Below are 18,997 nucleotides of genomic sequence, written 5' to 3'. Positions count from 1 at the left end.
CTCGGGCCTGGGCTGGAGCCGGGCCATGTGCGGATCAGGCGTAATGGCAGATGTAGTGGTAAGCCTCGGTCACGCGAATGTCGAACTTGGAGTTCGCGGGGATCTGAAAGCTCTCGCCAGTCGAGGACTTTTTCCACTCATCGCTGCCGTCGAGCTTGTATTCGCAGGAGCCGCCCACGCATTCCATGATTTCTGCAGCTGCGGTGCCAAAGGTCAGCGTTGCAGGCAGCACCACGCCCACCGACTTCTTGGTGCCGTCGGCCAGGGTGAAGCTGTGGCTGACGCACTTGCCGTCAAAGTAAACATTGGCCTTGGTGGTGAGGCTGACGCCTGCGATGGTTTCGGTGGTCATGGAAGAAGTACGCTATGCGTGGTCGAAGATCAAAAGCATTGATTTTAGGCCACGGGATTTGCACCTGCGCGAATGCCTGGCAAAGGCAGGAAAAACAAGAGCCCCGTAAAGGGGCTCCTGAGCGGCCTGCAAGGCCGGATCGACTCGGGTCAGCGGCGCCAGCCGTGGCCGCCATGACCGCCGTGCCAGCCCGGACGGTAGTAATGGCTGGGGCGGGTGGCGTAGTAGGCGCCTGCACCAATGGCGGCGCCTATCAGCAGCGGTGCCACATAGTCAGACGCCGAATAGGTCGAGCCTACCGAGTAGGTGGGTGCCACGGGCTGAGGGGCGTAATAGCCGCTGTCGTAGTTCTGTGGGTAGCTGGTGCTGTAGGCGCCCTGAGGAGGCGTCTGGGTGCTGTAGTAGCCGTCGTTGCTGTAGACCGGGTCGTTGGCCACGGGTTGCACATTCAGCGCAATCCATTGGCCGGGCGGGTTGGCGGTCTGTGTGGTGTAGCTGCGACCGTTGTACTCATAGGTCACGTTGTAGCCCACGGTACGGTTCTGATAGAAGGTCTGCGTGCTGCACTGGCGCATGTTCTGGTACTGCACCGGGCCGGAGGCTTCGGCCTGATTGCCCAGCATGGCACCGCCGACCACGCCGGCGGCAGTGGCCGCTGCACGGCCGCCGCCACCGCCGATGGCATTGCCGATCAGGCCACCGGCAATGGCTCCGACCACGGCACCCGCACCGGTGGGGCGAGGGGCGACCGCTACAGGCTGGTCGCTGCAGACCTGCTGCGGTACGGCGACCTGCTGGGTGATGGGGGTCGAGGACAGCACGCGGCCCCGCTCCTGGGCATAGGCCCCAGTGGCGGCCACGGCGGTCAAAGTCAAAACTGCCAGAGTTTTCATCAACATCTCTCCTGTCTCTGAAGCTTTAACGCATCAGATCACCAAAAAGTTTAGGGGATCTGCGTAAATTCAAGCTCTCGGCGCCGTAAAACTAGGTAAAGCCATGTGTAAATGTGAGCGGTTGCTTATGTATTTTGCACCGTATCCCATTCATCAGCCTTGAAACCGACGGTAATTTTCCCGTCGGCCCATTCCACCACGGGGCGCTTGATGGTGCTGGCGTGCTCCCGCATTACGGCAGCGGCACTGGCTGCGTCAACGGCAGCGGCTTTGGTCGCCTCATCGAGCTTGCGCCAGGTCGTACCCTGGCGGTTGAGCAGCTTTTCCCAGCCCACGGCCTGCATCCACTGAGGCAGGCGCTCGACGGGAACGCCTTGCTTCTTGAAGTCATGGAACTGGTAAGTAATACCTTGCTCACTGAGCCAGCTGCGTGCTTTCTTGACGGTGTCGCAATTGGATATCCCGTAAACTGTTGTTAAGTTGTTGTTTTCATTCATTTTGTGAAATCCTATCTGCCTGATTTTTTGTGAAATATGTGGTTTTTTCACAAATTCAGGAGTTTGCATATAGCATATTTAATATTGTTGAATTTATTACTCTGCTACTTCTTCCGTAGCGTCCAAAGCTTTGAAGAACTCCGATGGCTTCATCTCCAAGGCTTTGATGATTTTGAGGATGTTGATAAGAGCTAGGTTGTGCTCACCTCGCTCAATTCCTCCCATGTAGCTACGGTCTATCCCACATCTATCACCAAAGGCTTCTTGAGAGTAGCCAAGAGCCTTCCTGTGGTGCCTCACTGCTTGACCAAATGCTATCAATTCAGGAGAGCTTTTCTTTGCTGGGTCTTGTGTTCTAACCATTCCCCATCGTCCCAATGTGTTGCATAAAGCTCCACGGGATAAGATTTCACGGGATATAGTTACCAATCGAGTTAAGATGTGTGACTTGCTGTGACCGCCTGCAAAGATGTTCAAAAATTTTTTGAACCTACTGGATTAGTGCAGCGAATAACGAGACACAAACAAAGGCAAAACATATGTTCATCATGGATTTTATTATTGAGCACGAAAAAATCATTAAGCAAATTATTTGGATTGTATTGCTTTGTGCTTTTGCAATTGTTTTTTGGAAAAAAGTATTGCTCTTTGTTTGTGTTGTTGGTGCTTCTGTTTTCACTGCTGAATTTATTGCTAAAGACATTGGCGTTTTAATTTTTGTGTTTTATTGCCTATATGTGTTCTTTAGCTTCTTTAAAGAGCATTTTTACGACTGAAAAGGAGGAGTTATGATGAAATCTATGAAGGTACTGGGCTTGGTTTTGGGTGCTGTTATGCTGGTTGCTTGCAGTCAAGATGTCCGCGACATTAAGATGTCTCAAATCACGGCAGAGCAAAAAGAGCAAGCTCTTAAGCAAATGAAGCCTGAAGACCTTAAGTGGGTAAAAACTTATGAACTTGGTCAAGGTATGAAAATGGAAGGCACTGATGTTGACCGTAGTTACAACGAAATGATTTCTTTCGTTAAGGAAGAATTTGAAAAAGAAGAAAAGAATAAGAGGTAATCTCCTGAAATTCTTAAAGAAAGAAAGACCCTTCGGGGTCTTTTTTTTTGTTCCTATAGCTTGTTATATGATTTCCCTATTGCTTGAATGTTAAAAGTTGTGTATAAAATCTTTCTTCGGGTAGGCGTAGAAAAATATTCTATTGCCTTCTGTATAGAGAGCTGTTTTTTATTAAAACTTTAAAATCTAGGTGTAATTATGGAGTTTATTGGTCTTATCATTCTTGCATATATTGTATATTACATATACAGAAAGAATAAAATAAGAATAAGTAATAGAAATTTTTATGAAAGTGAACAAGGAAGAAGTGTTAATTCCTTTGAGGAAAATTTAAAAAAATCATCAATTAAAAATTGCGACGCAATTTCTAGGGGTGATGATTGGGAGGCTAGAGACTATAAAATACCAATCCCCAAAGGAATGCAAATCTATGAAAACTTCATGGTTGCAGGTAGTAACTATAAAAAATCCAATATTAGAAATTTTTTTGACTCTGGTAGTCAATCTACAAAAATAGAGAAGGACCATGAAAACGAGCATGATTCTTACGCTATTAAAATTATTGGAGTATCAAATCAAAACAAGTATGATTTGGGATTTATACCGAAAGATACCGCTAAAAAAATTCATATAACAAATTTTTCTGAAAAAATAATTACACGCTTAAATAGAATTTTTATTGGAAAAAGTGGATATTGTGAGGTTTATGTTCAAATCCTCGGTCCAAAATCTGAAATTTCAATTTATAGGCAATACGAGGAAGATAAGCCTGCAACAAAAGAAAATGTTGAATATTTAAAATTTTTTAAAATCAAATTTAATAAAAATATAACAAATTCTGAGGCTGTAGATCTTATAAAAGATCACAAAAACAATTCTTCTCCAGTGGATTTGGCAGAGTGGGATTTATTAAACAATATCTATGATGATTTTGTTGATAGTGGAGAGTATAAAGAATACAACTTAAAAAAACCCAGTAAAGCCAATTTAAGAGAATGCATTGATACACTTAAAAAAGCAGGGTATAAATATGAAGATATTGATTGTGATTTCGATTTGCTGGCTGAAAATTTATTAAGAGTAAATCCAAATTTGAAAGCACAAAGAGGTTGAAGATGTTATTTGATGAGATAGAAAATTTAATTGACTACATGAATTCACAGAATAAATGTGATTTCATTTTTAAGACGGATTTAACATCTTCTGTTGTTTATGCAAAAGTTTGGTTTGAAGTCGATGATGAATATGCGGACATCAGAAAATCAGATGATTTTTATTTCATAAAAAATGAACATGGTTTAATTATTGGTGCTGTTCATGATATGCCTAAAATAAATGATCTGGAGTTATTTGTTAAGAAAAATTTTAGAGGAAAAGGCTATTTATCAAAAGCCATGAATGAAGCAATACTTCCTTTTCTAAAACTTAATGGCCGAAAGATTCAAAGAATCACATTTGAAGATCCTCAAGTTGGAGAGTATTGTAAAAAACATTTTGGATTTAAAGATAAAGAAGAGAATGTTTTGGAATTGAACTTGCTTGAGATTAAAAAAGAAATAAAAAATAAATACAAGGGACGCATATTTCTGGATGAAGTTGATCAAATAAGAAAACGGTTTAAGAAGTCTCTAATAGAATTCAAAATGGCTAAAGATCAAATTTATATGAGCTATGGATACGATGTTCTAAAAATTGATTGGCTAGAAGAGGAAATATCAAAATTAGATGATTTTTATTTGGATTTGCCTGAAAATTAAGGTTGTAGGTTTAGATAAAAACCTATAACCCCCAGCCCTGGGGGCCCCTATGCTAAAAAAAGATAAAAATTTCTTTAAAACCAGGTTAAGATAAGCTATAAATAACTTTTTTTGGAGGTTTAAGATATGGCTAAAGAATTGACACTTGCAGAACTTCAAGCACAGATTGAAGAGCTTCAGAACAAGGCAAAAGCAATCATCCAAGCTGAAAAAGCTGGGGTTGTTGAAGAAATTAAGGCTCAAATTCTTCAATACGGCATCACAGCAAGTGAACTTGGATTTAAGCTTGCAGAGGCTGGAAAGCCTGCGAAATCTGGCAAAGCTACAACAGTTCCTATGTATAAGAACAAAGACAATGAGGCCGAGACTTGGCACGGTGGCAAGGGTCGCTTGCCTTTGTGGTTGCAAACTATTCTTAAAGAAATTCAAAAGACAAAGCCAGAAGCTGGAAACCCAGAATTGAAGGCTTGGCTTGATGAAAACGGCTATAAGATTTAAAGATATTGGAAATAGAAAAGCCCCATCGCTGGGGCTTTTTTTATTGCTTTAACAATTTCTTAGCATTTGCCAATCTTCATAATTTTCTTGAATATCAATTTTCTCATATGCTAAGTGTTTTTCTAATTCTGCTTTATGCTCTTTTAAATACTCATCTTCTGTCATAAATAAACTATCAAGAATAAATCTAGCTTTTTCAGTTGAAATTTTACCCCTGATGTCACACCAACGATAAGCGACAATTTCCTCATCTTTCAAAAGATTAAAGTGAACTCGCGTATAGTGCTTATATAAATTTGTTCCCTTAAATTGGTCTATTTCAATAATTGAAGTTCTTTTATTAGTCATATTCTCTCCTTTATTTGCTATATGATAAATTCAATATAGCAAATTAAAATTTATTGTCAATATTGATTTATAAAATATAACTGCTATATTGAATTTATCATATAGCAATAGGAGGGGCGAAAATGAAAATAAATAATAGTAGATATAGCTTGGTAATGGCGAGCAATGGGAGACTTGGCGGATTAGCAAAAGGTAGAAGTTACGATAATAAGAGAAGACAAGCACAAGAGCTTTACATTGCAAATATAAGCATAACAATTAAAGAAATCGCCGAAAAATTAGGTGTTTCTGTTGGATTTGTGAGTGATTGCACCAAAAAACAAATAATCAAAAGATTGCGATACTCTCAAAGTCACACAATACAAGATTTGTTAAAGTTAAATGATGAGCAATTTGAAGCCTTAACTCTTCAAGATGATATGTTGCAAGACTTAGAAAAGATGAAAAGAATTAAAAATAGTGATGATTACAAGCAATTGAAAAGAGATAAGTTATTGAAGTTCTAATAAATAAAGCCCCTTCTGGGGCTTTTTCTTTTACCAATTTGCATAGTCTACGCTTCCGTTATCCGTGCATTTGTATGTGTATTGACTGCTAGGTTTTAAGATAAATCCTATGGCTTCATCATAGCTTTGTTTTGAACTTGCTCCACTGCTCCAAAACTCTCCAAAACTTCCAAACTTTGCATAGTATTCGTTTGGTGTGTATAGCTGTTCATTTCCATAGAGCTTATTCCCCATCCATCTAAAAGTGCCAACAGTGACCGAGTTGCCGTTATATCTTTTACAGACATTTAAAGTATTTCCTTTAACTATTGATATGCCTGTTGCTGGTGGTGTAGGTGCTGGTGGTGGTGGAGGCGGTGGTAAAGGGTTTTGGTCTATATCGTCCGGTGGTGCCGCTGTGGCTGGTGGTGCTGGTGTGAATAGTGGCGGTGTCCATTGAGGCGGTGTTACTGGTGTTCCTCCCGCTGTTCCTGGTGTGATGGCAATGGGTCCACCAGATGGGGCTACAACTGGATAAACAGGAGCTACACCCGTAATACTGTAAGTTATTGGTATAGCTGTAGATGGTGTGAAAGCTGGAACTGTGGGAACTGGTATAGGGATAGGAATTTCAGGAATAGCAACATCAACATGCGGAGGCGGTGGAGTGTTTACGCTTGCTGTGATTGTGTTGATTGTGTAGCTTTGACTCTTGTTTACGACAATTGAAATCTCGTTTGTATTGCTAAAGCAAGAGTTTGAAATCTCGTTTAAATCATTATTTGATATGTCTTTGCCATTGATTACAGCACTAATGTTCTTATTTGCTGAAATCATCTTGCTTACGAAATCAACACAAATACGAGCTTTCACATTGCTATAGTTCAATAGCAAATTACCGTTCTTTGATGTGATTGAAGCAAGTTCTAGGTTGCTTTTGTATTGTTGGAATGTCTGTATAGCTTCATCGTTGAAAACTGTTGTGTTCGTTGTGTTTTCAATGCCTTTGATGAATTCGCTTAGGTCACTCACTTCGCTTTTTGTTGTTCTTATATCATTTGCATAAGTTGCTATGCTATATGTTGAAACTGAAGCAATGGATACAAGGCCAACGCCTATCAATAATTCAACCAATGTAAAACCTTTATTTTTATTCTTATTCATATATTCCTTTTTTATCTTATTTTTATCTTGCTCAATCTTTTCTTCTCTGCTTCTTTCTCTCGTGATAAAGCCAAATTTCTTTGTGCTGTAACTGCTATCAACTGAGCCAATAAAGCATATTTTCTCACTGGGTCTTTTTCTGCATTCATTAAAGCAGCTAAAGAAAGCATCTTTGCAGACAAAGAACCTGAGCCACTAGATGAAGCACTTCCACCGCCAGAGGGTCCAGATGAGCCTGTAAGAGCTTTTTTCTGTGTTGCTGTGGCTTGGGTAGCTGAAAAGGTTTGAAGCTTCTCTGTGAGTGTTTGAGAAGGTTTGGAGGCTGGAACCTGTTCCACAATCTGGGGACTTTGTGCTGTTGCCTGACCGGCAACCTTGGGCACATCTACAAGAGCTTTATTCTTTATAGAACCCTTTAAATTCAAGCTTCTATTTTTGAAATTTGGAACTTTATTAAATGTCTTTTCGTTATATTCTGCTCTGTATTTAATGCCATTGCTTAGGCTGGTTTGAACCTTTAGCAATTGGTCTGGGTTTAACTTTGTAGGCTGGTTGCTTGATTGTTTTAATAATTCTCTATAGTCTGCCTTGCTAGTAAAAGCGGGACCTTTTAAGCGTATTGGCTTATCTTTTCCTGTTGGAATTACAGAAATGTAATCATCACCTATACGAGAGACTTTCCATTTCAAATCGTGCTGTAAGTGTCGGAGAAGGTCACTTCTGTTTTGAATTTCGTTATTCTTAACCTTTTCTACTAAATAACTAGAAAACTTCGCTTTTCTTGTTCTCTTTTCAAAATTTAGGAACTGAGCTTTTAAGAGGCTGGGAACTACTTGCTTAAATCCTAATTTATCGTTTTGAAGCTTTTGAAAATCTTCAAAAAGTTTTTCGGAGGCTGGGCCAGGTGGTGCAATGTTTAAAGCTTTTTGAGTTTTGGCGTCTTGTTTAGCTACTACAAAATGAAGTTCAACATTTCCTTTGTCTCTGTGCATAACCCAGAGCACAGGTGCTCTGTTTTCATCTAAACCAGGCAAGAAGGTTTTGCGAAAGTCTTTAAGAATTTCTTGTATTTGCTTAGGTGTTGGCTTCTCATCATCTCTAAAAGCTATAACGCCAGATGTGTATTTGTTTTGTCTCGTATTGCTATCAATTAAAAAAGCTACGGCATCTTTTGAACCCTCTGATGTTGTTAATTCATTTAACAACACGGGAGCAGGATTTCTTACTTTCCCGTCTGCATCTTTTCCGAGAAGGTAAGAAATCGGTCCTCTGCTTGAGCTTTTACCAACCTGCTTAAATATCTTGATTATCATTTAAGCTCCTTGTGTATTGTTGTTTTTTCAAGGTCTTGAATGACTGTAAAAGCTCTTGAAATTCTTGGATTATGAAAAGCTCACCGCTATTGATGCGATGGGCAATTTGGTTAAGATTTACACCAATTTTATTGAGTTGATTTAATAGTTCTGTTTGTTGCTTGATGTTTGCTTTATGAACTTTTTCATATAGCAAAGCATCGCGGCAATATTTAGCTGTTGATGTTCTTTTTAATTTGGCTTTATCTTCAAGCTGTTTAAATTCATCTTCATCAAGTCTTATGTGAAGTTGTTTATTTCTTACTTTCCCAAGCTCTCCAGATTGTCCTGTCCTTTTCTTTTTTCGTGTCATTGATAAACCTCTTTTTATTATTTTTATTGGTGCCATCAGGCAAAGCAAAGATTGAAAATCTAGGGGTCTGGGTCTCCCAGATATAAATAAAGCAAAGCTTTATTCAGGTCGCTAAGCGAGTCATCTTGCTTATGTATTACTATCTTAGGAAATTGGTTTGCTAAGTCAAACCTATAGGCGATAAAAAACCAGCTCAAAGGCTGGTTAATTTATGGTATTAAAGTTTTGTAATTGATATTTTTTTATCATCAATATGTTCAATTTTAATTGCTCCAATTACTTCCAGCATCTCTAAAAAATCCCCCATTTTTTCAAACTGGCTTTTGGTGAAAGTCTCAGGGTTATCATTCATAAATGCAATCATAAATAAAACCTCATCAATTTTATTGCTAACAATCATCATTCTTTTTTTATTCATAACATTCTCCTTTTTTATTGTTATTTAATATTTATCAATTTATATAGGTTATCAGATATTTTTGAAAGTATCTTTTTATCCTTGCCGTCTGTAAAAACCTCTTTGTTTTCAATCCAAAATTTGTTCAAAAGAAAGGTTTGGTAATCGTCACTATCAAACTTAAACACATTTCCAAAATATTCAAGTATTACTATAGTGTTTAAATAATATCTTTCTTTGCCCGTTTTTTTGTTGGTGTACTTATTTCCAATGATTTCATAAAGCTTCTTTAATTCTTCTTTTGTTAATTTATTTAATTGTTTCATTTTTATCCTTTACTTAACTCTATCCACTTTGAAATTTGGATCTTTTTTAGGTGGTTGCTTATCTTCATTTTTCTTAGCTTGCATAAGCTTTAAAACATCTAAATCCATTCCTGCTAATGGCTTAGGTTGTTCTCTGCTTGCAAATGGGTCTGAGGCTTTCATCATTAAATTTATCATGTAACATAAAATAAAAATCCAGAAACCAAGTATTAACCAAATAGATAGAGGATTAAAAATAATGTCATCGCTAGGATTTGAGCCTCTGCCGAATAATAAATTCCAAACTGCTTTAGCTACTCCAACAATAACCCCTACTACTGTTCCTAATAGTCCTAACATAATTTCTCCTTATTTTCTTTTTGCATTTCATCAATCTTCCATTCAAGATTAAAGATTTCTAATTGTCTTATCAAAACTAAAGTCTCTAGTTCTTCTATCTTTTGCTTTAGTTCTTTGTTTTCTTTTATTATTCCAAACATCAAACCCTCCTTTTTTTCTTTATTGTTATATTTATTAAGGTAGCTTAATAAAATAAGAAATCAAGTTTTTTAAGACGAAAAAAAGCCCCTGAGGGCTTTAAGATGGTTGGAAGTGTTAGAAGCTTGAAAGATGTATTGAGCTGGTTTTTACCGTGTTTGAGCGATTTTTTTTTGCTGGTTGGTGTGTTGGGTAGGGTAGAGGCTGAAAAGCTCGTGGCGGCGGTTTTTTGTCGCTTCGCTCCTACTACTGATATAAAGAATGATTGTTCTTAGTTCTTATATATCCCCCTTCCGTCCCCGTAGGGGAAACATCCTAGCCGGATGGGAAAGATAAAGGCTAGAACAAGTCTAGCCTTTACTTTGATGATGGTTTCGTTTCACTCCACAAAACACCATTTGTTTTATCTAATATTTAAAAAAATACATAATTTGTCTTTTTTTCCCTCTCTTAAGATATGCTTAGGATTGAGCCAGAGAGGGAAAAAGTTTTCCCTAACCCGTGCCAAATTAAAAAACTCTTGTGAGCTTTGGCAAAGGCGGGACTTTTTCCCTCTCTGTGATATGCCTAAAAACTCTTAATAAATTTATCAAAAATTCTTAGGCATATCGCCGTCGTGGGGTGGATAAGATTAAAGTTCTATCACACTTAAACAGTTCGCAATACTTTAAATTGCTCTAACCAGGTCTGTTCTTAGTCTTCTGTGTTGCTTTGTTAGATTACCGTTCTAGCAACTTAAAAACACTTTTAAATGCAGTTTTCACCGCGTTTTAGGCTAGTCCGTTAGCCAGTGTTAATTTATATCTGCCAATAAGCCGGTGCTTATTTTCAATTTAAAAAAGGACTTATTGTCATTGCCTCACTTCACGAGTTTTACTGTGTTTTTTGTAGACATACGAACCGAGAGAGTGAACCGACGAATAATATATCTATATTCATTTAAGTAAATTTTTGCTTATTTGTCAAATGTCATAAAAAAAGCCTCAATTTATGAGGCTTAATTTATTTTGAAAAATTTTCTTTTTGCTTTGCTGAAGTGATATTTAAACATATTCGTTATTTCGTTCTCTGTATAGCCTTCCATCAAAATTCTTTCAATATTTTCTATATCATCAGTGTGAAAGCGTTTCAATTCGCTTTCTGTCCAATTAAGTAAGACATTAAATTCAATCTGTTTGGGGTGGTTGCTGTCGTATTCTTTGATTTTTAAAAGTAGGGCGGTTTTCTTGTGAATTAAGAAAATTATTCGTTTTACATCGCTTATCGTTAATATTAGTTTAGACATATAGAGCCTTTATTGTTGTTATTTTATCTATACTAGCAATTACTTTTTAAATAGCAAAAAAACAGGCCGAAGCCTGTTTTGTGTGGTTATGAGTTTTATTTTTTATTTTTTAAATTCAATGAGAAGTAATGTTTCTTTGTCACTGCTGATGTCGTGTGACCAACGGATTTAAGTACTTCACTTTGAGAAGATAGGCCAGAAGTTGGCATTGTCTTAATTTCTCTCTCTAATCCAGCAATGTCACGAATTCCAAGGATTTCAGAAATTAACAGGGAGTTATCAGAGCCAATAACTTCCACAAATTCACTAATGGAATTCTTTCGGAGCTTGTGAGGTGTGATATCTCTTAAGCCAAACTTGTTCAAGTGGTATCTCAAGGAGGCTTCAAAGCCCGTCACCGTGTAATTAAAAACCCTATCTTGATTCGGTTTCTTGGGGATAGAGTTTAATATCTCTTTGGCTTCAGTAGTGAGATAGACAGGGCGAGGGTTTGTCTTCGTATCTGTTAACTGAATAAAATTGTCGTGAACTTGCGACCACTTCAAAAGAATAACCTCAGCTCTTCTCATTGCTGTTGTCATCATCAATTTAACAATAGCAATTAAATCAGTGCTTTTGTTTGTCTCAATAGCCTTTAAAAATTCTTCTTTACTTACTTCGTTAAATCTGAAAAATTTAGGTTTTGCAGGAACTGCAATAGAATAAAGCTTCTTGTCAAAATCTTTGATTGGATTTTTGTAATCTGTCAGGCTTGTGTCTATTGTTTTTGCATGTTCTATAACGCTGTTAATCAATACAATTTCAACGCGAATAGACGAACCCCTTAAATTGTCTTGTATTCTTGTTTTTACATAGGAATTGATTGTTGATGGTGTAATTTCCCTAAGTGGAATGTCTCCGAATTTTATTTGTTCTCTGTTAAATTGATGATTGAAAGACATTTCAAGAACTCCCAAAGAGTTATCTTGAACTTTAAATTTCACTATCCTTTTTAGTTTGCTTAATTTATTTGTATAATTCTTATACTTGTGCTTTTCCTCGGCTGTCATTTCTGAAAGCTTTTTATTGATTAAATTTCTATATTTTATATTTAGATAATCATCTATATATCTTTGAACATATCTATCAAAAGTGGGATTTGTTAGGAAGTTTTTTATAAATTCTTTGCCTTTGCCGGTCTCACTTAATTCAAGCATCAGCTTTTGCTTATAGGCTTTTGCTTTTTCTTGGTCTTCTTCAATCACCAAGCTTTTTAAACCTAACTTTTTTCGCTCGTCGTTTAGATAAGCCAAAGCTTCATTGATGGAGCCAAAAAGCTTGTCCAGCTTGATACCTTTGCGGTTCATCTGCACACGGTAAGCAGTCACAGGAGAACCGTCCTTGTTGCTTCGTGTTGTCTCTTGAATACCCCTAGGCAACTTGTAAAAATTCATTTTTTTCACCCCATTTTTCTTGTGAAATGTCCCTGAAATTTTGTGAAATAAATTCAAAAATGTGAGACACAGTATAAGAAAAAACAAGCACTTAGAGCTATTTTGTGAAAAAAATCAATTAAGGGTTTTCAGTTGGGGATGCCGTAGACGGTGGTGATCTTGCTCATGGTGTTCGGTATCGGTGAAACGGTTGGAGTCAGATGTAACGCATTTGCCAAGTGTCGGCAGCCATAGGGCCTCTGACAGTGGGCGACAATAGCGCCCAGTATGCACACCATATTTCCCACCTTGGATGCCTGGCTGGCTTATTGCGAGCGCCTGCATCCCCAGAACATCGCCCTGGGTCTGGATCGCGTGCGTGAAGTCGCACAGCGCATGGGCCTGCAATTCGACTGCCCCGTGATCACGGTGGCCGGCACCAATGGCAAGGGTTCGACCTGTGCCATGCTGGAGGCCGTGGCCCTGCAGTCCGGCTATCGTCCCGGTGTCTATACCTCGCCGCATCTGGTGCATTTTGAAGAGCGCTGCCGCGTGGGTGGCGAGATCGTCAAGGCAGAGGAGCTGATCCCGCATTTTGAAGCGGTGGAGCAGGCCAGGGTGAAGGGCGGCAAAGAGGTGGCACTCACTTACTTCGAGTTCACCACGCTGGCCATATTGCGCCTGATGAGCCTGTCCAGGCTGGATGTGGCGATTCTGGAAGTGGGCCTGGGAGGCCGACTTGATGCCACCAACATCATCGATGCCGACTGCGCCATCATCACCAGCATCGATCTCGATCACATGGAGCTGCTGGGCCCTGACCGGGAGAGCATCGGCCGCGAAAAAGCCGGCATCATGCGTGCCGGTCGCCCCGTCATCGTCAGCGACCCGGTGCCGCCGCAAAGCGTGATCGATCATGCGCTCGAAATCGGTGCCGACCTCTGGCGCTTCGGCAAGGACTTCCACTACGACGGCGACAAGCAGCAATGGGGCTGGGCCGGCCGTGGCCGCCGCTATGCGGGACTGGCCTATCCGGCACTGCGCGGCGCCAATCAACTGATGAATGCTTCCGGTGTGCTGGCCGCCTATGAAGCCATTCGCGGCAAGCTGCCGGTGACGGCGCAGGCCGTGCGCACGGGCTTGTCCATGGTGGAGCTGCCCGGCCGCTTCCAGATCGTTCCCGGTCAGCCTACGCTGGTGCTGGATGTGGCGCACAACCCGCACTCGGTGGCGGCGCTCACGGCGAACCTCGATGCCATGGGTTACTTCCCCACCACGCATGCTGTATTCGGTGCCATGGCAGACAAGGACTGGGAGCCCATGCTCACCAAGGTGGGGCCGCTGGTCGATCGCTGGTATTTCACCGATCTGCCCACGCCGCGCGCGGATTCTGCAGAAAACCTCAAGGCCAAGCTGCAGCAGTTGCAGGCTCAGGGCGTGATCCGCAAAGATGTGAGCATGCAGACCTTTGCCAATCCCCAGCAGGCCCTGGATGCCGCAGTCGCGGCCTCGGAGGCGGCTGATAGAATCGTGGTCTTTGGATCGTTCTTCACCGTGGGCGGAGTGTTGCAAAACGGCACGCCTCGTCTGAACGCCAAACACCTGGCTCACTGAGTCAGCGGCCTGCCGCCCCGGCTTTTGACCGGTGGCGGGCCTCAACAAGTCCTCACTCATGGCATTTTTCAATTTCCGTTGGCCTGGCAAAAAAGACGAAGCCGAGTCCGTGGCTGGAGCCAAGCGCCCCAGTCGCCTGGCCCAGGGCGAAAGCGTGGAAGCCATGCGCCGCCGCGCACGTCATCGCCTCATCGGGGCGGCCGTGCTGGTGCTGATCGGTGTGGTGGGCTTCCCGCTGCTGTTCGACACGCAGCCACGTCCCATTCCGGTCAATATCCCGATTGAAATTCCCGATCAGGCCAATTCGGCACCTGAGGTCGTACCTGGCACCCAGGTGGCGAGCCAGACGGCTGCACCCTCAGGGCGTGTCGCTGCCAATGCGTCTTTGGATGACGGTGAGGAAGTGCTTGCACCTTCGGCCAGGACTGCCGCTTCTGTGACTGCTGCCATTGCGCCGGCTGCTCCTGTGGTGGGGGCTGCGGTCACTGCGGCTGCCGTCGGTACAGCCGCTGCGGTGGCATCTCAGGCCAAGCCCGAGCCCAAACCAGATGTCAAACCTCAGCCCAAGCCTGAGGTGAAGCCCGAGCGAAAGCCGGAGCCCAAGCCCGAAAAGCCCAAGGCCGAGGTCAAGCCAGAGGTCAAACCTGAGGCCAAGAAGCCGGAAGCAAAACCCGAGCCCAAGCACAAGCCTGAAGCACCCAAGGTGGACGAGGCCGCCCGTGCCCGTGCCCTGCTCGAGGGGCGCAGCACCTCGGAGCCTGCCGCGCCCAAGGAGGCTGCAGCCTCCAATGAGCGCTTCATCGTACAGATCGGCGCCTTTGCCGAAGTCGGCAAGGCCAACGAAATCAAGGGCAAGCTGGGTGCCGGAGCCTTTACCCAGACCGTGGACACCAAGGACGGCAAGCGCACACGTGTTCGCATGGGGCCTTTCAAGAGCCGCGAGGAAGCCGAGAAGGCTGCCGCCAGGGCCAAAGCGTTGGGCTTGCCTGCATCGGTGTTCAAGGCTTGAGAGCGGTTTTCCGGCATCGGTTTGATTGATGAGCACGCTTGACTGGATTTTTGTGGTCGTTGTGCTGGGCTCCTTGTTGCTGGGGGCCTGGCGCGGTCTGGTCTATGAAGTCCTTTCCTTGCTGGGCTGGCTGGTGGCCTTTATGGTCGCGCGAACCTGGGCACAAGAAGTGGCGGTATGGCTGCCGCTGGATGGTTGGGACATGCAGCTGCGTTATGCGGCGGGCTTTGTGCTGCTGCTGGTGGGGTCCATGTTTGCCTGGGGAGTGATCTCCTGGCTGTCCAAGCAACTGATTGAGGCCGTGGGGCTGAGGCCTGTGGATCGCACCCTAGGCGCCTTGTTCGGTGTCTTGCGCGGCGGCCTGCTGCTGCTGGTGCTGGCTCTGGTGATCCAGTACACGCCGCTGCACAAGGCTTTGTGGTGGCAGGACTCGGTGCTGGCGCCCTGGTTGACTGAGGCGCTGGGCTGGGTGCTGCCTGCTCTGCCAGAGGAGTGGGGGCAGTATCTGCCCAAGGCTTCCTCTTGAAGCGAAGTTTTTTTGCCGCAATTTACCTAAGGGTTGAAAGTGGCTAAGGCGCTTGCTGTAAAACGCAGTGGGTGCCGACGAGAGTTTGGTGTTGGCGTGATCCGCCATGCCGGATATCAAAGCGCAGGCTAGCCAATGGGTGGCGAAGCAGGCGAGTGTGGCGAAGGGCGACTTTCGCGAACAGATGGAACGCAACTATGTGTGGAATCGTTGGTGTGGTGAGCACCGCACCCGTGAATCAGCTGATTTATGACGCTTTGCTGCTGCTGCAGCACCGTGGGCAGGATGCAGCCGGCATCGTGACCCAGCAGGAACGCAAGTTCTTCATGCACAAGGCCAAGGGCATGGTGAAGGACGTGTTCCGCACCCGCAATATGCGTGCTCTGCCTGGTGATGTGGGTCTGGGTCAGGTGCGTTATCCCACGGCTGGAAATGCCTCCAGCGAGGAAGAGGCTCAGCCCTTCTACGTGAATGCGCCCTTCGGTATCGTCATGGTGCACAACGGCAATCTCACCAATGCCAAGCAACTGCGCCGCGAACTGGCGGATACCGATCATCGCCACACCAACACCGAAAGCGACTCCGAGGTCTTGCTCAACGTGCTGGCGCACGAGATCGGCCGCGCCTCCAGCGGTGCGCCGCTTCAAAGCGAGGAAATCTTCAAGGCCGTGCGTGCGGTGCACAAGCGCATCAAGGGCTCTTACGCCGTGATCGCGCTGATCGCCGGCTACGGCTTGCTGGCCTTCCGCGATCCCTTCGGCATTCGTCCGCTGTGCATGGGCCGCGGCAATGATGGCACCATCATGCTGGCCAGCGAGTCCGTGGCGCTGGAAGGCACGACCCATCAGTTCGAGCGCGACATCGCTCCCGGCGAAGCGATCTTTGTGCACAACGACGGCCGCATCGAGAGTCAGCAATGCGCTGAAAAGACCCAGCTCAATCCCTGCGTGTTCGAGTATGTGTATCTGGCACGTCCCGACTCCACCATGGACGGCATCTCGGTCTATCAGGCTCGCCTGAACATGGGTGAGACGCTGGCCAAGCGCGTGATCTCCATGGTGCCTCCCAATGAAATCGATGCGGTGATTCCCATCCCCGAGTCGAGCCGCCCCAGTGCCATGCAACTGGCACAGTTGCTGGGCAAGCCCTATCGCGAAGGTTTTGTGAAGAACCGCTATGTGGGCCGTACCTTCATCATGCCGGGCCAGGGTGCGCGCAAGAAGTCGGTGCGCCAGAAGCTCAACGCCATCAGCAGCGAGTTCAAGGGGCGCAATGTGCTGCTGGTTGATGACTCTATCGTGCGTGGTACTACCTCCAAGGAAATCGTGCAGATGGCGCGCGATGCCGGTGCCAACAAGGTGTATTTGGCGTCCGCTGCGCCCCCTGTGCGTCACCCCAATGTGTACGGCATCGACATGCCCACGCGCTCCGAGCTGGTGGCTCACGGCCGTACGGTCGAGGAAATTCGCCAGGTCATCGGCTGCGACGCGCTGATCTATCAGGATGTGGAAGCCATGAAACAGGCCGTGGGCAAGATCAATGCCCAGGTGAGCGGCTTCGAGGCCTCCTGTTTCGACGGCATCTATATCACCGGTGACATTTCCGATGAAGAGGTGACAGCGCTCAACGAGGGACGCAACCGCGGCAGCGAAGAGGAGAGCGAAGACACTTCGCGCCTGTCTCTGCCGAATGCTCAGGAAAGCTGAGCGCTGGCGTTCAATCGCAGCGAATGACTGAGTGTGAAAGGGTTGCTGAGGCAACCCTTTTCATTCAGGAGGACAATGGCAGAGCTGTGCGGTCGGTATGCTCTTTAAAAGTGAGCTAGTGACGTATGTGCATCAAGCGTTTGAGGTTGAATTGACTCAAATTCCATGATGTGCGAGCAAGGCATATTCAAAGACCGGTACACCGAGTGCCGCCGGTCAAGCCGGTAGAGCAGCATGCGTGCGGGCCTGATTGGCGGTCTGCAGCGGACTCATGACCGGTACCAACCATCTGGATTTGACGATTGTGACCAACAAGACATTACCCGAAGGTTTGCATCCTGAAACTCTGGCCGTGCGCGAAGCGGTCGAGCGCAGCCAGTGGGGCGAGCATTGCGAAGCCCTGTACATGACCAGCAGCTTTGTGCAACCCGATGCGGCGACCGCAGCGCGCCGCTTTGCCAATGAAGAGCCAGGTTTCACCTATAGCCGCACCGGCAACCCCACGGTCACCAGCTTTGAAAAGCGTCTGGCGGCCATGGAGGGGACGGAATGTGCGGTTGCGACCTCCACCGGCATGTCTGCCATCTTGCTGGTCGCGCTGACGGCGCTCAAGACAGGCGATCATGTGATCTGCTCGCAGTCCATGTTCGGCTCCACCATCAAGCTGTTGGGAACCGAGATGGCACGCTTCGGCGTGGAAACCACGTTTGTCTCGCAGACCGATATCGAAGCCTGGAAGGCGGCCATCAAGCCCAACACGCGCATGCTGTTTGCCGAGACGCCCACCAACCCGCTGACCGATCTCTGCGACATCGCCGCACTGGCCGAGCTGGCGCACGCCAACAACGCGCTGCTGGCCGTGGACAACAGCTTCGCCACTCCCGTGCTACAGCAGCCCGTGAAGTTTGGCGCCGACCTCGTCGTGCATTCGGGCACCAAGTTCCTCGACGGCCAGGGCCGCGTCATGGCCGGTGCGGTTTGCGGCACCATTGCCCTGGTCGACAAGGTCATGGGCACTTTCTTGCGCAGCGGCGGTCTGAATATCGCTCCCTACAACGCCTGGACGGTGATGAAGGGCCTGGAAACCCTGGCTTTGCGCGTCAAGGCACAAAGCGCTGCGGCGCTGGAGTTTGCCGCCTGGCTGGAGGCCCATCCCAAGGTGGCGCGTGTCTACTACCCGGGCCTCAAGAGCCATCCTCAGCACGAGCTGGCCATGCGCCAGCAAAACGGCATGGGCGGTGCCGTGCTGGCGTTCGACGTGGTGGGTGAGGGGGCGGAGCAGCTGCGTGCGAATGCCTTCCATGTAGTGGACAGCACGCGTCTGTGCTCGATTACGGCCAACCTTGGTGATGTGAAGACCACCATCACCCATCCGGCCAGCACCTCGCATGGTCGTCTGACCGAAGACCAGCGTCAGGCTGCTGGCGTGGGTCAGGGTCTGATTCGTATTTCCGTGGGTCTTGAGCATCTGGAAGACCTCAAGGTCGATCTGGCTCGTGGACTGGATACGCTGTGAAAAACT

Annotated in this window: 26 protein-coding genes; 12 read left to right on the top strand and 14 right to left on the bottom strand. The window is 45.5% G+C overall.

Annotated features, from left to right (window positions below; all coding sequences use genetic code 11):
- Window positions 1-34 precede the first annotated feature (34 nt).
- From QYQ99_RS04750 to QYQ99_RS04735, 4 genes are all read right to left on the bottom strand, one after another.
- Window positions 35-352, bottom strand: a complete 318-nt coding sequence (locus tag QYQ99_RS04750; protein WP_302091637.1) for a pyrimidine/purine nucleoside phosphorylase — start codon at window positions 350-352, stop codon at window positions 35-37.
- A 149-nt stretch (window positions 353-501) separates the two neighbouring features.
- Window positions 502-1,245, bottom strand: coding sequence for a glycine zipper 2TM domain-containing protein (locus QYQ99_RS04745; RefSeq protein ID WP_302091636.1), 744 nt, complete (start codon window positions 1,243-1,245; stop codon window positions 502-504).
- Between the two features lie 125 nt (window positions 1,246-1,370).
- The gene (locus QYQ99_RS04740) at window positions 1,371-1,742 is read right to left on the bottom strand and encodes an ArsC family reductase (RefSeq protein ID WP_302093113.1); all 372 of its coding nucleotides are present in this window, start codon (window positions 1,740-1,742) and stop codon (window positions 1,371-1,373) included.
- Window positions 1,743-1,838: 96 nt separating this feature from the next.
- On the bottom strand, window positions 1,839-2,105 hold the full coding sequence (locus tag QYQ99_RS04735; RefSeq protein WP_302091635.1) for a helix-turn-helix domain-containing protein: 267 nt from the start codon (window positions 2,103-2,105) through the stop codon (window positions 1,839-1,841).
- Window positions 2,106-2,290: 185 nt separating this feature from the next.
- Between QYQ99_RS04735 and QYQ99_RS04730 the strand changes: the two genes are divergently transcribed.
- From QYQ99_RS04730 to QYQ99_RS04710, 5 genes are all read left to right on the top strand, one after another.
- Window positions 2,291-2,518 carry a hypothetical protein gene (locus tag QYQ99_RS04730; protein WP_302091634.1) on the top strand — a complete coding sequence of 76 codons (228 nt, stop codon included), beginning with the start codon at window positions 2,291-2,293 and terminating at the stop codon, window positions 2,516-2,518.
- A 12-nt stretch (window positions 2,519-2,530) separates the two neighbouring features.
- Window positions 2,531-2,806: a hypothetical protein gene (locus QYQ99_RS04725; RefSeq protein WP_302091633.1), complete on the top strand. Its 276-nt coding sequence runs from the start codon at window positions 2,531-2,533 to the stop codon at window positions 2,804-2,806.
- Window positions 2,807-3,004: 198 nt separating this feature from the next.
- Window positions 3,005-3,919 carry a hypothetical protein gene (locus QYQ99_RS04720; protein WP_302091632.1) on the top strand — a complete coding sequence of 305 codons (915 nt, stop codon included), beginning with the start codon at window positions 3,005-3,007 and terminating at the stop codon, window positions 3,917-3,919.
- Window positions 3,920-3,921: 2 nt separating this feature from the next.
- Window positions 3,922-4,563, top strand: a complete 642-nt coding sequence (locus QYQ99_RS04715) for a hypothetical protein (protein WP_302091631.1) — start codon at window positions 3,922-3,924, stop codon at window positions 4,561-4,563.
- 126 nt (window positions 4,564-4,689) lie between these two features.
- Window positions 4,690-5,061: an H-NS histone family protein gene (locus QYQ99_RS04710; RefSeq protein ID WP_302091630.1), complete on the top strand. Its 372-nt coding sequence runs from the start codon at window positions 4,690-4,692 to the stop codon at window positions 5,059-5,061.
- 48 nt (window positions 5,062-5,109) lie between these two features.
- Here QYQ99_RS04710 and QYQ99_RS04705 read toward each other — a convergent pair whose 3' ends face one another.
- Complete coding sequence (locus QYQ99_RS04705; RefSeq protein ID WP_302091629.1) at window positions 5,110-5,409, bottom strand: hypothetical protein; 300 nt, start codon at window positions 5,407-5,409, stop codon at window positions 5,110-5,112.
- Window positions 5,410-5,531: 122 nt separating this feature from the next.
- Between QYQ99_RS04705 and QYQ99_RS04700 the strand changes: the two genes are divergently transcribed.
- Window positions 5,532-5,915: a hypothetical protein gene (locus QYQ99_RS04700; protein ID WP_302091628.1), complete on the top strand. Its 384-nt coding sequence runs from the start codon at window positions 5,532-5,534 to the stop codon at window positions 5,913-5,915.
- A 30-nt stretch (window positions 5,916-5,945) separates the two neighbouring features.
- Here the strand turns inward: QYQ99_RS04700 and QYQ99_RS04695 are convergent, their stop codons facing one another.
- The 9 genes from QYQ99_RS04695 to QYQ99_RS04655 all read right to left on the bottom strand — a co-directional run bounded on the left by QYQ99_RS04695 (window position 5,946) and on the right by QYQ99_RS04655 (window position 12,641).
- Window positions 5,946-7,058: a prepilin-type N-terminal cleavage/methylation domain-containing protein gene (locus tag QYQ99_RS04695; RefSeq protein WP_302091627.1), complete on the bottom strand. Its 1,113-nt coding sequence runs from the start codon at window positions 7,056-7,058 to the stop codon at window positions 5,946-5,948.
- An 11-nt stretch (window positions 7,059-7,069) separates the two neighbouring features.
- A complete protein-coding gene (locus QYQ99_RS04690) occupies window positions 7,070-8,371 on the bottom strand; it encodes a relaxase/mobilization nuclease domain-containing protein (protein WP_302091626.1) in 1,302 nt (433 codons plus the stop codon).
- Window positions 8,352-8,723, bottom strand: a complete 372-nt coding sequence (locus QYQ99_RS04685) for a plasmid mobilization protein (protein ID WP_302091625.1) — start codon at window positions 8,721-8,723, stop codon at window positions 8,352-8,354. The genes QYQ99_RS04690 and QYQ99_RS04685 overlap by 20 nt, the downstream gene beginning before the upstream one ends.
- 217 nt (window positions 8,724-8,940) lie before the next feature.
- Window positions 8,941-9,141, bottom strand: coding sequence for a hypothetical protein (locus QYQ99_RS04680; protein ID WP_302091624.1), 201 nt, complete (start codon window positions 9,139-9,141; stop codon window positions 8,941-8,943).
- A 20-nt stretch (window positions 9,142-9,161) separates the two neighbouring features.
- Window positions 9,162-9,446, bottom strand: a complete 285-nt coding sequence (locus QYQ99_RS04675) for a hypothetical protein (RefSeq protein ID WP_302091623.1) — start codon at window positions 9,444-9,446, stop codon at window positions 9,162-9,164.
- A 9-nt stretch (window positions 9,447-9,455) separates the two neighbouring features.
- Window positions 9,456-9,785 (bottom strand): hypothetical protein, encoded by a 330-nt coding sequence (locus QYQ99_RS04670; protein ID WP_302091622.1) that lies wholly within the window; start codon window positions 9,783-9,785, stop codon window positions 9,456-9,458.
- Window positions 9,779-9,925 carry a hypothetical protein gene (locus tag QYQ99_RS04665; protein ID WP_302091621.1) on the bottom strand — a complete coding sequence of 49 codons (147 nt, stop codon included), beginning with the start codon at window positions 9,923-9,925 and terminating at the stop codon, window positions 9,779-9,781. The genes QYQ99_RS04670 and QYQ99_RS04665 overlap by 7 nt, the downstream gene beginning before the upstream one ends.
- Before the next feature lie 995 nt (window positions 9,926-10,920).
- Window positions 10,921-11,208 carry a hypothetical protein gene (locus tag QYQ99_RS04660; protein ID WP_302091620.1) on the bottom strand — a complete coding sequence of 96 codons (288 nt, stop codon included), beginning with the start codon at window positions 11,206-11,208 and terminating at the stop codon, window positions 10,921-10,923.
- A 95-nt stretch (window positions 11,209-11,303) separates the two neighbouring features.
- Window positions 11,304-12,641, bottom strand: a complete 1,338-nt coding sequence (locus QYQ99_RS04655; protein WP_437439075.1) for a tyrosine-type recombinase/integrase — start codon at window positions 12,639-12,641, stop codon at window positions 11,304-11,306.
- A 267-nt stretch (window positions 12,642-12,908) separates the two neighbouring features.
- Here QYQ99_RS04655 and folC point away from each other — a divergent pair, with 267 nt between their 5' ends.
- The 6 genes from folC (at window position 12,909) to QYQ99_RS04625 (ending at window position 18,991) form a co-directional block, all read left to right on the top strand.
- Window positions 12,909-14,234 (top strand): bifunctional tetrahydrofolate synthase/dihydrofolate synthase, encoded by a 1,326-nt coding sequence (gene folC / locus QYQ99_RS04650; protein ID WP_302091618.1) that lies wholly within the window; start codon window positions 12,909-12,911, stop codon window positions 14,232-14,234.
- Between the two features lie 58 nt (window positions 14,235-14,292).
- Window positions 14,293-15,243 (top strand): SPOR domain-containing protein, encoded by a 951-nt coding sequence (locus QYQ99_RS04645; protein WP_302091617.1) that lies wholly within the window; start codon window positions 14,293-14,295, stop codon window positions 15,241-15,243.
- A 28-nt stretch (window positions 15,244-15,271) separates the two neighbouring features.
- Entirely contained in the window at window positions 15,272-15,769 is a 498-nt protein-coding gene (locus QYQ99_RS04640) for a CvpA family protein (protein WP_034393958.1), read from the top strand.
- Window positions 15,770-15,875: 106 nt separating this feature from the next.
- The gene (locus QYQ99_RS04635) at window positions 15,876-16,022 is read left to right on the top strand and encodes a hypothetical protein (RefSeq protein WP_230847665.1); all 147 of its coding nucleotides are present in this window, start codon (window positions 15,876-15,878) and stop codon (window positions 16,020-16,022) included.
- The gene (purF, locus tag QYQ99_RS04630) at window positions 15,967-17,475 is read left to right on the top strand and encodes an amidophosphoribosyltransferase (RefSeq protein WP_302091616.1); all 1,509 of its coding nucleotides are present in this window, start codon (window positions 15,967-15,969) and stop codon (window positions 17,473-17,475) included. Before QYQ99_RS04635 ends, purF begins: the two co-directional genes overlap by 56 nt.
- A gap of 304 nt (window positions 17,476-17,779) precedes the next feature.
- Window positions 17,780-18,991 carry an O-succinylhomoserine sulfhydrylase gene (locus tag QYQ99_RS04625; protein ID WP_003061097.1) on the top strand — a complete coding sequence of 404 codons (1,212 nt, stop codon included), beginning with the start codon at window positions 17,780-17,782 and terminating at the stop codon, window positions 18,989-18,991.
- Window positions 18,992-18,997 lie beyond the last annotated feature (6 nt).

This window comes from Comamonas testosteroni, from assembly GCF_030505195.1.
Classification (GTDB): Bacteria; Pseudomonadota; Gammaproteobacteria; order Burkholderiales; family Burkholderiaceae_C; genus Comamonas; species Comamonas testosteroni_G.
Note: the sequence above shows the minus strand (reverse complement) of the source record. Positions and strands in the feature narration are given on the sequence as shown.